The organism is Rhodoplanes roseus, assembly GCF_003258865.1.
In the GTDB taxonomy this organism is placed as follows: domain Bacteria; phylum Pseudomonadota; class Alphaproteobacteria; order Rhizobiales; family Xanthobacteraceae; genus Rhodoplanes; species Rhodoplanes roseus.
This window is the reverse complement of sequence record NZ_NPEX01000038.1, coordinates 19,943-34,535: the sequence shown is the minus strand read 5'-3', so window position 1 is coordinate 34,535 and position 14,593 is coordinate 19,943. Positions and strand designations below refer to the sequence as shown.

The 14,593-nt window shown below is 69.9% G+C and carries 11 protein-coding genes; 3 read left to right on the top strand and 8 right to left on the bottom strand.

The features are described 5' to 3' along the window. Positions 1-124: 124 nt before the first annotated feature. From CH341_RS08185 to CH341_RS08175, 3 genes are all read right to left on the bottom strand, one after another. Entirely contained in the window at positions 125-1,090 is a 966-nt protein-coding gene (locus CH341_RS08185; protein ID WP_170149525.1) for a caspase family protein, read from the bottom strand. Between the two features lie 433 nt (positions 1,091-1,523). Continuing rightward, the gene (locus CH341_RS08180; RefSeq protein ID WP_111418541.1) at positions 1,524-2,483 is read right to left on the bottom strand and encodes a D-2-hydroxyacid dehydrogenase family protein; all 960 of its coding nucleotides are present in this window, start codon (positions 2,481-2,483) and stop codon (positions 1,524-1,526) included. Between the two features lie 138 nt (positions 2,484-2,621). Further along, complete coding sequence (locus tag CH341_RS08175) at positions 2,622-2,843, bottom strand: hypothetical protein (protein WP_111418540.1); 222 nt, start codon at positions 2,841-2,843, stop codon at positions 2,622-2,624. Positions 2,844-3,297: 454 nt separating this feature from the next. On the opposite strand from CH341_RS08175, the gene ettA reads away from it, so the two are divergent. Both ettA and CH341_RS08165 read left to right on the top strand, forming a co-directional pair. Continuing rightward, positions 3,298-4,950, top strand: a complete 1,653-nt coding sequence (gene ettA / locus CH341_RS08170) for an energy-dependent translational throttle protein EttA (RefSeq protein WP_111418539.1) — start codon at positions 3,298-3,300, stop codon at positions 4,948-4,950. Positions 4,951-5,547: 597 nt separating this feature from the next. Further along, positions 5,548-5,799 (top strand): hypothetical protein, encoded by a 252-nt coding sequence (locus CH341_RS08165; RefSeq protein WP_111418538.1) that lies wholly within the window; start codon positions 5,548-5,550, stop codon positions 5,797-5,799. Between the two features lie 16 nt (positions 5,800-5,815). Here the strand turns inward: CH341_RS08165 and CH341_RS08160 are convergent, their stop codons facing one another. Both CH341_RS08160 and CH341_RS08155 read right to left on the bottom strand, forming a co-directional pair. Then, complete coding sequence (locus tag CH341_RS08160) at positions 5,816-6,790, bottom strand: PDR/VanB family oxidoreductase (protein WP_111418537.1); 975 nt, start codon at positions 6,788-6,790, stop codon at positions 5,816-5,818. A gap of 189 nt (positions 6,791-6,979) precedes the next feature. Further along, positions 6,980-8,056 carry an aromatic ring-hydroxylating dioxygenase subunit alpha gene (locus tag CH341_RS08155; RefSeq protein WP_111418536.1) on the bottom strand — a complete coding sequence of 359 codons (1,077 nt, stop codon included), beginning with the start codon at positions 8,054-8,056 and terminating at the stop codon, positions 6,980-6,982. Between the two features lie 479 nt (positions 8,057-8,535). Between CH341_RS08155 and CH341_RS08150 the strand changes: the two genes are divergently transcribed. Then, a complete protein-coding gene (locus CH341_RS08150; RefSeq protein ID WP_111418535.1) occupies positions 8,536-9,108 on the top strand; it encodes a TIGR00645 family protein in 573 nt (190 codons plus the stop codon). A 31-nt stretch (positions 9,109-9,139) separates the two neighbouring features. On the opposite strand, the gene CH341_RS08145 is transcribed toward CH341_RS08150, so the two are convergent. From CH341_RS08145 to CH341_RS08135, 3 genes are all read right to left on the bottom strand, one after another. Continuing rightward, positions 9,140-11,989: a PAS domain-containing protein gene (locus CH341_RS08145; protein ID WP_146604416.1), complete on the bottom strand. Its 2,850-nt coding sequence runs from the start codon at positions 11,987-11,989 to the stop codon at positions 9,140-9,142. Between the two features lie 62 nt (positions 11,990-12,051). Beyond that, positions 12,052-13,485, bottom strand: a complete 1,434-nt coding sequence (locus CH341_RS08140; RefSeq protein ID WP_111418533.1) for an MFS transporter — start codon at positions 13,483-13,485, stop codon at positions 12,052-12,054. Positions 13,486-13,712: 227 nt separating this feature from the next. Then, positions 13,713-14,474: an IclR family transcriptional regulator domain-containing protein gene (locus CH341_RS08135; RefSeq protein ID WP_111418545.1), complete on the bottom strand. Its 762-nt coding sequence runs from the start codon at positions 14,472-14,474 to the stop codon at positions 13,713-13,715. Positions 14,475-14,593 lie beyond the last annotated feature (119 nt).

Genomic DNA, 14,593 nt, shown 5'->3' with positions numbered 1-14,593 from the left:
TATGGAGCCTGGGCTCGGCGCTTCGCGCCGCTCCGGGATGACGGGTGGGATTCTGCAAAGCCCTCGCTCCGCGGAGGATGATCGAGAGGGCGTATCTCCGAGCCGGTCTCGGCGCCGATGCGCCTCAGCGGGCGCTCTGCCGGGTCGGGCCGGTCTCGGCAGCCGCGGCGAAGGAGAAGTCGTCCGTCATGGCCGAGAACACGGCCGGCACCTGGGTGCCGCCGGTGCTGCGGGCGACCGTCACGCGGGTGCGGTTGAACGCCTCCTCGGCGGTCAGGCCCGAGGCGCGCATCTGGGCGATCAGCTCGCGGGCGAACACGCTGGTGCCGTCGCTCTCCTGCTCGGCGATCTTGCCGGGCGCCACCGCGGTGAGCACCAGCGTGCCCTCCGGGCCGGCGATCGGCGCGAGGCCGGAGGAGAAGCCGCGCAGGCGGCGCTCGAACGGATTGCGGCGGGCGGCGTCGAGGACCACCAGCTTGCGCTTGGCGCCGCGGGCGTTCATCTCGGCGACCAGCGGCTCGAGGCCGATGGCGTCGCGGCGCACGTCCTCGGCCCGCCAGATCTGGGCGCTGACCGGGATCAGGTAGCTCTCGCGGCCGATCTGCACGCCGTGGCCGCTGAAATAGAGGAGCGCGGTGGCGCCGGGGGTGATCTTGGCGCCGAAGCGCTCGATCGCCCGCTCCATCCCCTGCTTGCTGAGATTCTCGCCGAGCTCGACGTCGAAGCCCTTGTCGCGCAGCTCGGCCGCGACGGCGCGTGCATCGGCGATCGGCGCGACCAGCGGGCCGTCACCGTCCGGATAGGTGCCGTTGCCGATCACCAGCGCGAGCCGCGGGCCCGTCGTGACGTCGGGGTCGGCCGCGACGGCAGCCGGGGCCGCCGGTCCGGTGCGCTCCGGCTGGTCGGCGCGCACGGCGGTGCGACGGTCGTCGGCCGGCGCGCCGCGGCTCGGAGCCATGGCGACCTGCGTGCCGTTCTGGGCTCCGGCCACGAACTGCTGTCCGACCGCGGTCCGGATGATGTCCGCCGAGGCCAGCGTCAGGCTCACGAAGGCGAGCGCCGCTGCTCCGGCGAATTTCACTGTCCGCATGATCCCTCCAACTGCAATCGGGAGGGGGCATACAGACAAACCGCGCGGCTGGCAAGCTTTTGCGAATTTTGACCGGAATGCGGCACGCTGAGGCTGCGGCATGTCAGTAGTCGACACACAGTATTACGAAGTCGAAAAGCGCTTTCGCGGGACGAAGTACGCTTCTTCCGTTCTCGTCATCAGAATTGTGGCAGAGCACCGGATCTCGGTACAATTCCGTACCACCAAAGGACAATGGCTTTTGTGGCGGGCGTGCGCGGAGGCGCCGCGGCGCCTTCGATCGGCTGTGCCCCGGGGCGTTTTTCTTGCGCTGCAACAAGAACGTCCGCCCGCCGGCAGCGTCCCCCGGCCGGCAACGCCGGCATGCGATTCCAGCGCGCCGGATCTCGGCGCGCCGGGGTCGGCGGCGGGACGGGCCGAAGTGCCGCTGCCGTCAGCCGCCGAGGACGCGGACCGGCTTACCGTCCAGGAACGCGCGGATGTCCTCGACCATGTCGCGGAAGTAGAGCGCGTAGTTCTGCTTGGTGACGTAGCCGAGATGCGGCGTGGCGACGACGGTGTCCAGGGTCCGGAACGGATGGTCCACGGGCAGCGGCTCGATGTCGTAGACGTCGAGCCCGGCGCCGCCGATCCGGCCGCCTTTCAGGGCCGCCAGCAGGGCGGCGTCGTCGACGATCGGGCCGCGCGAGGTGTTGATCAGCAGCGCGTCCGGCTTCATCAGGCCGATCTCGCGGGCGCCGACCAGCCCGCGCGAGCGGTCCGAGAGCTGAACATGAATGGTCAGGATGTCGGAGCGGGCGAACAGCTCGTCCTTGGTCACCAGCGTGGCGCCGGCGGCTTCGGCCTTCTCGGCGGTCAGATTGGGACTCCAGGCGATCACCGGCATGCGGAACGCATGGGCGATGCCGGCCACGCGGGTGCCGAGCTTGCCGAGGCCCAGAATGCCGAGCGTCTTGCCCTCGATGTCGTCGCCGACCGTCGCCTGCAACGGCGCGCCAGCCTTCAGCCGGGCGTGCTCGAAGCCGATCTTTCGGGTCAGCTCCAGGATCAGGCCGAACACGATGCCGATGGTCGGATTACCGAAGGCGCCGGTGCCGCAGACGGTGACCCCGCGCTCCTTGGCGGCGGCGAGGTCGATGGCGCGGTTGGCCGCACCCGTGGTGATCAGCAGCTTCAGGTTCGGCAGCGCCTCGATCATGGCCCGCGGGAACGGCGTCCGCTCGCGCATCATGCAGACGATCTCGAACGGCTGCAGCGCGGCCCGGGCGGCCTCTGCGGACGGGAACGCGGTGTCGAAGACCGTGACGTCCACGTCTCCGAGGACCGGCGACCAGTCGGCGCTGGTCAGGGCGACGTTCTGATAATCGTCGAGGACGGCACAGCGAACGGCCATGGGCCGGAGCTCCCTTGCACGGTGAACCTGCGCCGCGAGCTAGCCCGCGGTGATCGGCCGTGACAAGGGATTTTGCAGGGAAGGTCGGGCCGGCGGCGCGCCGGACGGCGCTGCCGGATCAGGGTGCGGGCAGGCCGGTCAGATGCGGATGCGGACGCGCGCGAGCCGCGGGCGCGGGCCGAGGCGATCGGGGCGCAGCACCAGGTGATTGACCATGTTCTTCTGCCGCCATTTCGGGCCCGGGCCGCGCATGTAGTGGCGCTCCGGATGATAGGGGCGGAACAGGTCGATCAGCATCGAGCGGCACGCGGCCAGCAGGGTCCTGCCGAGCGGGAGAGTGGGGGCACTGGAGACGTTCATGACACGCTCCTCTTTTTCGCGGTCTGGTCCGACGTTCTGTGGCCGGGACTTCTGTGGCCGAGACTTGGGACCCGTCTGAGACCCGCTTGGGACCGCTCTAGGGCCTTTTGTCGTTCATAATCGTTAAAATTGCGTTCACTTCCGGCCGGGGTCGCAACTTTGTCGCGCACCGTTACCGATGCGTTACAGTCGGGCGTTGCAGGTTCGCGACACCCGGGTCGGGATCGTTCCGGGCCTCCGCCGAGGCGACTTGCCCGTTACCGGGCGGACACGGCGGCTCCCGATCGCGACATGCCGATTGGAGCACGGCGGGAGGGGCGCCGTTCGTGATCCGGATCACGCGAGCCGGGGAGGGAGGGCCGGAAGCCCTTTGGGGACGCGCGCTTGCCCTTTCGGGTGGCGGTCGCTACATCAGCCCCCGATCCCGACAACCGACGGCGAGGACGAGGCGGCGATGGCCCGGCAGTTCATCTACCACATGCAGGGTCTGACCAAGACCTATCCGGGCAACCGCAAGGTGCTCGACAACGTCCACCTGTCCTTCTACCCGGACGCCAAGATCGGCGTGCTCGGCGTCAACGGCGCCGGCAAGTCGACGCTGCTGCGCATCATGGCCGGCATCGACAAGGAGTACACGGGCGAGGGCTGGGTCGCCGAGGGCGCCCGGGTCGGCTACCTGCCGCAGGAGCCGCAGCTCGAACAGGACCTCACGGTCCGCGAGAACGTCATGCTCGGCGTCGCCGCCAAGAAGGCGATCATCGACCGCTACAACGAGCTGATGATGAACTACTCCGACGAGACCGCGGAGGAGGCGTCGGCGCTCCAGGACACCATCGACCACCAGAACCTGTGGGACCTCGACTCGCAGGTCGAGCAGGCCATGGACGCGCTCGGCTGCCCGCCCGACGACTGGGCCGTGGACAAGCTCTCGGGCGGCGAGCGCCGCCGCGTCGCCCTGTGCCGGCTGCTGCTGGAGCAGCCCGAGCTGCTGCTGCTCGACGAGCCGACCAACCATCTCGACGCCGAGACGGTGAACTGGCTGGAAGGCCATCTGCGCAGCTATCCGGGCGCCATCCTGATCGTCACCCACGACCGCTACTTCCTCGACAACGTGACGGGCTGGATCCTCGAGCTCGATCGCGGCCGCGGCATCCCCTACGAGGGCAACTACTCGTCCTGGCTGAAGCAGAAGCAGAAGCGGCTCGAGCAGGAGGGCCGCGAGGAGGAGAGCCGCCAGAAGGCGCTGTCGCGCGAGCAGGACTGGATCTCGGCCTCGCCCAAGGCGCGCCAGGCCAAGTCCAAGGCGCGCTACCAGCGCTACGAGGAGCTGCTCGCCAAGGCCAACGAGAAGGCGCCGACCACGGCCCAGATCGTCATCCCGGTGGCCGAGCGGCTGGGCCAGAACGTCATCGACTTCGAAGGCCTCACCAAGGCGTTCGGCGACAAGATCCTGATCGAGGATCTGACCTTCAAGCTGCCGCCCGGCGGCATCGTCGGAGTGATCGGCCCGAACGGCGCCGGCAAGACGACGCTGTTCCGCATGATCACCGGCCAGGAGAAGCCCGACAAGGGCACGATCGAGGTCGGCGAGTCGGTCCAGCTCGGCTATGTCGACCAGTCGCGCGACAGTCTCGACGCCAAGAAGACCGTGTGGGAGGAACTCTCCGACGGCCTCGACATCCTGATGCTGGGCAAGCGCGAGGTGAACAGCCGCGCCTATTGCGGCGCCTTCAACTTCAAGGGCTCCGACCAGCAGAAGAAGGTCGGCAACCTGTCGGGCGGCGAGCGCAACCGCGTGCATCTCGCAAAAATGCTGAAGTCGGGCGCCAACGTGCTGCTGCTCGACGAGCCGACCAACGATCTCGACGTCGACACGCTGCGGGCGCTGGAGGAGGCCCTGGAGGACTTCGCCGGCTGCGCCGTGATCATCAGCCACGATCGCTGGTTCCTCGACCGCATCGCCACCCACATCCTCGCCTTCGAGGGCGACAGCCACGTCGAGTGGTTCGAGGGCAACTTCCAGGACTACGAGAAGGACAAGATGCGCCGTCTCGGCACCGACTCGGTCATCCCGCACCGGCTCAAGTACAAGAAGTTCTCCAGGTAACGGAACTGATGGCGCTCTTCAGGCTCTCGTAAGCGGCGCGTGCCGCTGTGAGAGCCTGATCGGTGTGGAGATTGCCGTCGAGCCATTGAATGCGTCCTGCTCCGACGACGGCAACTTCGAGAGCCTGTCGTCGGATGTTCTCGGCTCGCCCTTTGTCTAGGGCGTAGTCGTCGAAATGCTCAGCGACGTCACGCAGTGTCTTCAAGCCTGGAAGTGCATTATCGAACTGAGTCAGAGCAGACGTTACCTTTTCGGTGAGTTGTGGCACTTGCGAGCAAGCGCGATCGCTCTTCGGAAGCGAAACAACGCAACCACGAGAAGCTGATAATCGTAAAACCGTCGGAGCAGGAACGCGCCATCTATTGGATCGGAGGTTCCGATACGGCGGCATTGGAGTTCTACGACCCGTAGCCAATTGCTCGAGAGCCGTCTGGCACGATCGGCTGTTGTGGCTTCCGATGGCGGCGATTTCGACATCTGTAACTCTGCGCAGGATCGGTGACCGTCCCAAAGATAGCGAATTTCTTCGGCTTCGCGTGAGACTCGCTTTCTGAGTTCGTTCATGTTATGTTCATTTCTCTGCAAAGAGGTCCGCTCATGGCCGATATCGAGAACCACACGATCCGACTGCTTCAGGAGTTGCGCGAGGGTCAGGCGCGCCTCGAGACGAACTTCGGCCGGCTCGAAGCCAAGATGAACGACGGGTTCGAGAACCTCCTCGACGAGATGGGGGAGCTTCGCAAGGTGATGGCCGGTGAGACCGTGCTGGGCCGGATGGCGGCGAAGACGGTCGACGACCGTCTCACCGACCTCGAGCGTCGCGTCGGGGAGATCGAGCGTCGCGGCTGACCGCGGACGCTCTTGCTCACCCCGTCCGGTCGGCCGTGTCGATCGTGATCGAGCCGCCGGCGACGCGCGACACGCAGGTGCACAGCTTGGCGTCGGATGCCTTCTCGACGTCGCTGAAGAACACGTCGCGATGGTCGACGGTGCCCTCGACCTGAAGGATCGGCAGCGCGCACAGGCCGCACTCGCCCTTGCGGCAGTCCGAGATCATGGCGACGCCGGCCTCCTCCAGCGACTCGAGCAGGCTGCGGTTCTCCGGAACCGCGATCTCCAGGCCGAGCCGCGGCACCTTCACGGTGAACGGCACGGTCGGGAAGCGGCCGCTGCTGCCGAACGTCTCGAACCGCAAGTTCTCGGGCGGGCGGCCGTTCGCCTGCCAGGCCCGCTTCGCCGCCTCCAGCATTCCGATCGGCCCGCAGACATAGAGCTCGCCGCCTGGCGCGAGGGTCGCGATCTCGGCCGCGAGGTCGACCCGCCCGCCCGTCTCGCTGGTGACGAGGCTCAGCCGCTCGCCCAGCGCCTCGCGCAGCTCGTCCGCGAAGGCGAAGTCGCAGGTGCGGCGCGCCGCATAGACGAGCCGCATCCGGGCACCCGTGCGGGCCAGCGCCATCGCCATGGTGAAGATCGGCGTGATGCCGATGCCGCCGGCGACAAGCAGATACTCCGGCCGGCCGGTGCCGAGCGGGAAAGTGTCGTGCGGCCCTGTGAACGACACCCGCGCGCCGGCCGCCAGCGACCACATGTAGGCCGAGCCGCCGCGGCTATGCGGCAGGCGCTTCACGGCGATCCGGTAGACGCGGTCGCCGCACGCGCCGACGATCGAGTAAGAGCGCGTGTCGGGCCGCTCGCCGATCCTGACCGAAACGTCGAGATGGCTGCCGGGCGGCGGCGGCACGAAGCCCGCCGCCGGCTCGATCTCGAACAGCCGGATGTCGGGCGTGAGATCTCTGGCGGCGCGCAGGACGCCGGTCTGCCGATCGATGATCTGGAGCATGTGGAACCTCGAAATCGCGTGAACGATCGGCTGAAATCGCGTCGGTCGTGGTCGGCCGACGATGCGATGCGCTCCCCCACTCGCTCACCCCCGCGCAGGCGGGGGTCCAGGGCTGCTCTGCCGTGTCGCCCTGGTCCCCGCCTTCGCGGGGACGAGCGGAGAGCAAGGTCACGTTCGGAACGCCGAGGGCTACTCCGCGGCCTGGCTCGGCACGTGCCGGCCGCCGCGCTCGGCCTCCAGCATGCGGTCGATCATCCGGCGGGCCCACAGGGCGCCGGCGTCGATGTTGAGATTGTAGAACGGCATGCGCGGATTGCGGTCGATCGCGCGCTGCTGCGCCTCCAGCACCACGTGGTCCTGGTCGTAGACGCCCTTGCCCTCGTTGACGTGACCCTTCTGAATGGCCCGGGTCAGTGCGTCGTCGTCGCGGCGGAAGTTGCGGACGAAATTCCAGTGATAATGGCAGCTCGTCTCGGTCTCCGGCGTGAGGGCGGCCAGGAAGCAGCCGTTGACGCCCTGCGAGCGGTCGCCTTGCGGCGCGCCGGTGCCGGTCGGAGCCACGCCGACGTCGCCGGCGATCACGCCGGGCGCCTGGAAGTGGATGATCTGCCAGCGATCGACACGGCCGGGCTTGCCCAGCAGCCCGGCCCAGAACGGCGGCGGCTCGATGTCGATCATCCAGCGCGTCACGGTCGCGGTGCGGTCGGTGTGCGTCACCTCGAACGGGCTCTCGAGAATGGCGTCGTGGCCGATGCTGCCGGCGTGGACATAGGTCTCGTGAGTCAGATCCATCAGGTTGTCGACGACCAGTCGCCAGTCGCATCTCAGGCCGTAGAAGGTGCCGCCTTCGCCGACCCATTCGGTTCCGTCGTTCCAGTGGAAGTCGGGGATCGTCGCGGGGTCGGCGAGGGCCGGGTCGCCGGGCCACAGCCAGACCAGCCGATGCCGTTCGGCCACCGGATAGGCGTGCACGCAGGCGGACGGATTGATGGTCTTCTGAGCCGGCATGAAGGTGCAGCGGCCGTCGCCGTTGAAGACGAGGCCGTGATAGCCGCACACCACCTGATCGCCCTCCAGGCGGCCGAGCGACAGCGGCAGCAGCCGGTGCCAGCAGGCGTCCTCCAGGGCGGCGACGCGGCCGTCGGTCCGGCGATACAGCACGATGTCCTTGCCGCAGACGGTGCGGGCCGCGAGGTCGCGGCCGATCTCGTGCGACCAGGCGGCCGCGTACCAGGCGTCGAGGGGGAAGGGTTTCGGGTCCGGCATCGGGGGCTCCGCGGGGTCGGAGGGGACGCCCGCCATGCTAGGCCGGAGGTTCGGACCGTGAAAAGTGGAAAGGATCCCACGAATCCTCGCAAAGCGGGGATCCCGGCCGCGAACGCTCGACAGGTCCGGGGCGGATGGGCCACTGCCCCCAGCGATTCCGGCCCGCACGGCGGGACCCGGGTGAGGGCCGAAGGCTCCGTCGCCCCCCGGCTGGCCGGCCGAATCCCAGCCCGGGCGGCCGCCGGTAATGGCGGACCTGCGGCGAAACGTCCACCCGGCCGTCACGCCCCCGCCATCGTACACTGCTGCTTCACGGCAGTGCGCCGCGACGCTGATTCACAGGCCGATGTCGAATGGTGCTGTGCAGCGTCGCTGCTCCGGGCGGGTGATCCCGCCCGACCTGCGAACCGTATGCCCGAGAACCCGACCGGCGACCCGACGGGCGAACCGACCCGATCCGACCAGCGAGACCACCTTCGATGACCGAGCCCGTGATCCCGTCCTCGCCCGAGGCCCTTCCGCGTGCGCTGCGGCCGCTGCCGACGCTGATCTTCAGCTCGCGCTGGCTGCAGCTGCCGCTCTACATGGGCCTGATCGTCGCCCAGGGCGTCTACGTCATCCTGTTCCTCAAGGAGCTCTGGCATCTCGTCTCGCACGCCTTCGACTTCAGCGAGCTGCAGATCATGCTGGTGGTGCTCGGCCTGATCGACGTGGTGATGATCTCCAACCTGCTGATCATGGTGATCGTCGGCGGCTACGAGACCTTCGTGTCGCGGCTCGGCCTCGAAAACCACCCGGACCAGCCGGAGTGGCTCAGCCACGTCAATGCCAGCGTGCTCAAGATCAAGCTGGCGATGGCGATCATCGGCATCTCGTCGATCCATCTGCTGCGCACCTTCATCGAGGCGGGGGCGCTCGATTCCGGCCGCGGCACGCTGACCGCCTCGGGCGTGATGTGGCAGACCATCATCCACTGCGTCTTCATCCTGTCGGCGATCGGCATCGCGTATGTGGACCGGCTGAGCCAGCCGCCCGATCACGCGCCGCACTGACGACGCTCCACCGCCGCGGCGGCGCAGCGCCTCAGCCGGTGGCGCCGGTCGGGGCGCGCTCGATCAGGGCCCGGATGCGGCCGGCCAGATCCGGCACGGCGAAGGGCTTGGTGATCAGCTCCATGTCGGGGCCGAGGAAGTCGCGACGCACCGTCGCGTTCTCGGCGTAGCCGGTGATGAACAGCACCTTCAGGCCGGGGCGGCGCTGGCGCGCCAGCTCGGCGATCTGCCGGCCGTCGAGGCCGGGCAGGCCGACGTCGCTGACCAGGAGGTCGATGCGGCAGTCGGAATGCAGGATCGGCAAGGCGGTGCGGGCGTCGATCGCCTCCAGGGCCTCGTAGCCGAGCTCGCGCAAGACCTCGACGACGGTCAGGCGGACGCCCGGATCGTCCTCCACCACCAGCACGGTCTCGCCCGCGGAGTCGACCGGGCCGTCGGCGGCCGGTGCGGTCGCCTCGACCGGCCGGGCGGCGCGCGGCAGCAGCAGCGACACCGTGGTGCCGACGCCCGGCCGGCTGGCGACGTGCAGATGGCCGCCCGCCTGCTTGGCGTAGCCATAGGCCATCGACAGGCCGAGGCCGGTCCCTTGGCCGATCGGCTTGGTGGTGAAGAACGGATCGAAGGCGCGTTCCAGCACGTCCGTGTCCATGCCGGTGCCGGTGTCGGTCACGCGCAGCGCGACGTAGTCGCCGGGCGCGACGCCGTCGGCGCAGAAGGGATGCTCCGGGGCGAGCGTCTCGTTGGTCGCCGTGATCGTCAGCGTGCCGCCGTCCGGCATGGCGTCGCGGGCGTTGATGGCGAAGTTCAACAGCGCGTTCTCGGTCTGGTTGGCGTCGCCCTCGGCCGGCCAGACGGCGTCCCGGCGCTCCACCCGCAGCGCGATCCGCTCGCCCAGCGTCCGGTGGAGCAGATCCTCCATCGAGCCGATCAGCCCGTCGATGGCGATCGGCCGCAGGTCGAGCGACTGGCGGCGCGAGAAGGCGAGCAGCCGGTGGGTCAGGCCGGCGGCCCGGTGCGCCGAGGTGGCGGCGGCGTCGAAGAAGCGGTCGAGATCGTCGGTGCGGCCGGCCGCGATGCGGCGGCGCAGAATGTCGATGCTGCCGATGATGCCGGTGAGCAGATTGTTGAAGTCGTGCGCGATGCCGCCGGTGAGCTGGCCGACCGCCTCCATCTTCTGGGCCTGGCGGAGCTGCTCCTCGGCGGCGCGCCGCTCGGTCACCTCCATGGCCTCGGGCATGATGGCGATCACCCGCCCGGCGGCGTCCTGCACGGGCCGCAGCGAGAAGTCGAAGGCGCGCCGGCCGGTCGGCAGGTCGACGACGATCTCGCGGCGGAAGCTCTCGCCCGCCGCGACGCGCGGAACCGCCGCGGCGATCTGCTCGGGCAGGCCCGGCGTGCCGGTGAACCACGGCGTCTCCCAGTAGGGCCGCCCGATCACGTCCTCGCGGCGCGCCATGATACCGGCCAGCGACGCCGGATTGGCGTCGAGCAGGGTGCCGTCCGGCGACAGCAGGCCCTGATACTGGTAGCTCGTCTCGAACACCGAGCGGAGCCGCGCCTCCGAGCGCTCCAGGGCCTGCGCATGCTCGCGGCGGCGGGTGATGTCGCGCCCAGTGGCGTAGACGAGGCCGGCCTCCGCCGAGGCGCGCCAGCCGATCCAGCGATAGGACCCGTCGCGGTGGCGGCAGCGCCATTCCCAGGAGAGCCCGTCGGGCGAGCCCTGCGACAGCAGCTCTTCCGCCAGGTGGCGATCGTCGGGATGGACGAGATCGAGGAGATGCGTTCCGACCACGTCCTCCGGCTCGTGATCCAGCACCGTCCGCCAGGCCGGATTGACGGCCCGGATGGTGCCGTCGGCATCGGCGACCAGCAACAGATCCTGGGCATTGGTCCAGGCGCGGTCGCGCTCGCGCGTGCGCTCGGCGACCTGGCGCTCCAGCGTCTCGTTGAGGTCGCGCAGCGCCTGCTCGGCGACGCGCTGCTCGGTGACGTCGACCAGCACGCCGGGCAGGCGGGCGGGCCGTCCGTCGGGGCCCGCCACCGTGTAGCCGCGCGCCAGCACATGGCGGATCGGCGCGCCCGGCGCGCAGATGCGGTATTCCGTCGCGAGCCGCTCGCCGGCGCGCAGTGCCCGCGCGATGTCGGCGGCCACGTGGGCGCGGTCCTCGGGATGGATCGCCGCCACGAAGGCCGAGATGGGCGCACCCGCCTCGGCCCGGATCGGATCGATGCCGTAGAGCCGGGCGAAGCGTGCGTCGGCGAAGACCCGGTCGGCCGTGATGTCCCAGTCCCAGGTGCCGACAGCGGCGCCCGCGTCCAGCGCCAGCTCGACCCGCTCGTTGGCGGCCCGCAGGGCGCGCTCGGCGAGGACCCGCTCGGTGGTCTCGGAGACGACGCAGACGACGCCGTGCACGGTGCCGTCGTCGCCGCGTGCCGGCGAGTAGGAGATGTCGAACCAGACGGTCTCCAGGAAGCCGCGGCGCTCGATGGCGAACGGACGGTCCTCGGCGAACACCGTCTCGCCGGCCCGGGCGCGCTGCAGCAGCGGCTCGAGATCGTCCCACAGCTCGGCCCAGTTCTCCCGCGCCGGCCGGCCGAGCGCCCGTGGATGCTTGTTGCCGATGGTCGGAGCGTAGGCGTCGTTGTAGAGGGCGAGGAAGTCGGGTCCCCAGAACATCACGATCTGGGCGCGCGACGGCAGGATCAGGTCGACGGCATGGCGCAGCACGGCCGGCCATGCGTCGATCGGCCCGAGCGGCGTGCGCGACCAGTCGATCGCGCGCATCAGCATGCCGCACTCGCCGCCGTCCGGCGGGAAGCCGCCCGACGCGGCCGGGCCCGAGCGATCGCCCGGCACGCCGTCAGGGGTCGTCAACGCCACGCCGATCTCCGTCTCGCAAGCGATCCCGGTCAACCCGCTGGCCGAAAGGAAAGTTCCCCCGCTCAGATGCGGCGAAGCGGGTTGGTGAGGGCGAGCGCGAGGCCGCCGAGCGTGAAGGCGGCGATGGCCAGGAACACCACCCGGAAGGCGTCGCGGATGTCGCCCTGCACGGCGGCGAGCCGCGCCGCCGGGATGACGGCGGCGTCACGGCCGTGCTGGACGATGGCCGAGAACACCTCCATGGCCTCGGGACTGCGCACCGCGAGATAGCCGAACAGCACGGTCGCCACCATGGCGGTGCCGAGGCCGGCGCCGATCGAGCGCGAGAACTGCACCGAGGCCGCCGCCTCGCCGAGCCGCCGCGGCCCCGCCGCGCTCTGCACCGTCACCTGCACGACGCCCATCACGGTGCCCATGCAGAAGCCGTTCCACAGCATCATGCCGCCGAGCGCCGGGATCGACATGTCGGCCGCGAAGATCGCCAGGCCGACCAGGTTGACGGCGGCGAGCGCCAGCCCGACCGAGGGAAACACCGTGGTGTAGCCGGTGCGCGCCACCATGCGGCCGGTGATCAGCGAGCCGGTGCCGATGCCGATGGTCAGCGGCACCAGCACCAGGCCCATGGTCGACGGCGAGGCGCCGCGCACCACGCCGAGAAACACCGGCAGGAAGGTGATCAGCGACACCAGCGCGGCGCCGTGGCAGGCCGCCATGGCGTCGCTGCGCCAGATCGCCGGCTGCTTCAGCAGGCCGAGCGGAATGAGCGGCGAGGGCGTCCGCCGCTCCTGCGCGATCAGCAGCACGAGGCTGAGCATGGCGGCCGCGAACAGCGCGGCGGCGAACGGCAGCGCCGCGACATTGGCGCGCTGGACCTGCTCCAGCGACAGCAGCGTCGTCGTGACGAACACGGCGAACAGCATCAGGCCGAGCGGATCGGAGCGCCACTCCACCGGCTCGGTCTTGCGCACCGGCAGGCGCAGCGCCAGCACGATCGCCACCACGCTGATCGGCAGATTGACCAGGAAGATCGACTGCCAGCCGAAATGCTCGGTGAGGAAGCCGCCCGCCACCGGGCCGAAGGAGTTGGCCGTGACGGCGACGGCGGCGAGCCAGCCCTGGTAGCGGGCGCGCTCGCGCGGCGGCACCGCCTCGCCGACCAGCGCCTGCGACAGCGTCATCAGACCGCCGCCGCCGAGCCCCTGCAGCACGCGCGCCAGCGCCAGCGTCTCGATGGTCGGCGACACGGCGCACAGGAGCGACGTCACGATGAACAGGCCGAGGGCGACCAGCATCAGCTTGCGGCGGCCGAAGGCGTCGCCGAGCCGGCCGTAGAGCGGGGCCGCGACCGTCGCGGCGATCAGATAGGCGACGACCACCCAGGGCGCGCGCTCGATCTGCCCGGTCGAGGCGGCGATCGCCGGCAGCGCCGTCGCCACGATGGTCTGGTCGACCACGGCCAGGAACATCGGCAGCATGATCGACGGAAACACGACCATGAAGGCGGTCGGAGCCGGCGATGCGGAAGGGGGAGGGGAGGCGGGCGGCGGCGGCGGTTCGGGGGAGCTCGGCAACGGCCTGGTCCTGGAGTCCGGAAGCGGTCGGCTCGCGCAGGCGTGGAGCGAACGAGAGGCCTCGCGCGGGCGCCCGCGAGCGCCTTCGTCCACATAGAGGGCTGGCGCCGGACAGCGCAAGCCGCACGCTCGCGTTGCGGCCGCGCGCGCCGTCACATTGACGCGCGGATGCGGGCCGCGGTCTGGCGCAGCGGCGCCAGGAACGCCTCGCGGGCGTGTGCTTCCGAGAACTGGCCGGTCGGGAGACTCACATTGGCGGCCGCCACAACGCTGCCGTCGGCGTCGCGCACCGGCACGGCGAGGCCGCAGATCGATTCGTCGAGCTCGGCATCGACCCAGGCCGTGCCGCTCTCGCCGACGCGCCCGATCGCCGCCCGCAGCAAGTCCGGATCCGTGATGGTCGCGTGGGTGAGGCGCTTGAGCGCCGCCGACGCCAGGTAGGCGTCGAGCGCCGCCGGCGGCTCGGCGGCGAGCAGCACCCGCCCCATCGACACCGCATGGGCCGGCAGCCGGCTACCGAGCGTCGGGGAGGCACGCAGGATCCGATAGGTCGGCACCCGCACCACATAGACGATCTCGTGCCCGTCCAGCACCGACATGGCGCAGCTCTGGCCGATTTCGGCCGACAGCTCCTCCAGCGCGAGCTGCGCCTGCCGCCAGAACGGCAGCGCGTACAGATAGGACAGGCCGAGCGTCATCACCTTCGGCGTGAGCCAGAAGCGCTTGCCGTCGTGGCCCGTGTAGCCGAGCTCGGTCAGCGTGAGGGCGAAGCGCTTGACCACGCTGCGCGGCAGGTCGGCCGCCTCGGCGATCTCGGCCACGGTCCGGCGCGGCGCGCTCTGTCCCAGAACCTCGATGACCTTGAGCCCGCGCGCCAGCGCCCGGACGAAGGATTCGCTCTCGGTCGTCGCCATTCGCGAGGCCCTGCGGCTGCCGGCGTGCACGCGCACGCCTTGACAGCGAGCCCCACGCCATCGCAAGGTTCGCTTAGCGATCAATAAAGTTCGCCTGGCGGTCGTTGTAGCGGAGGCGA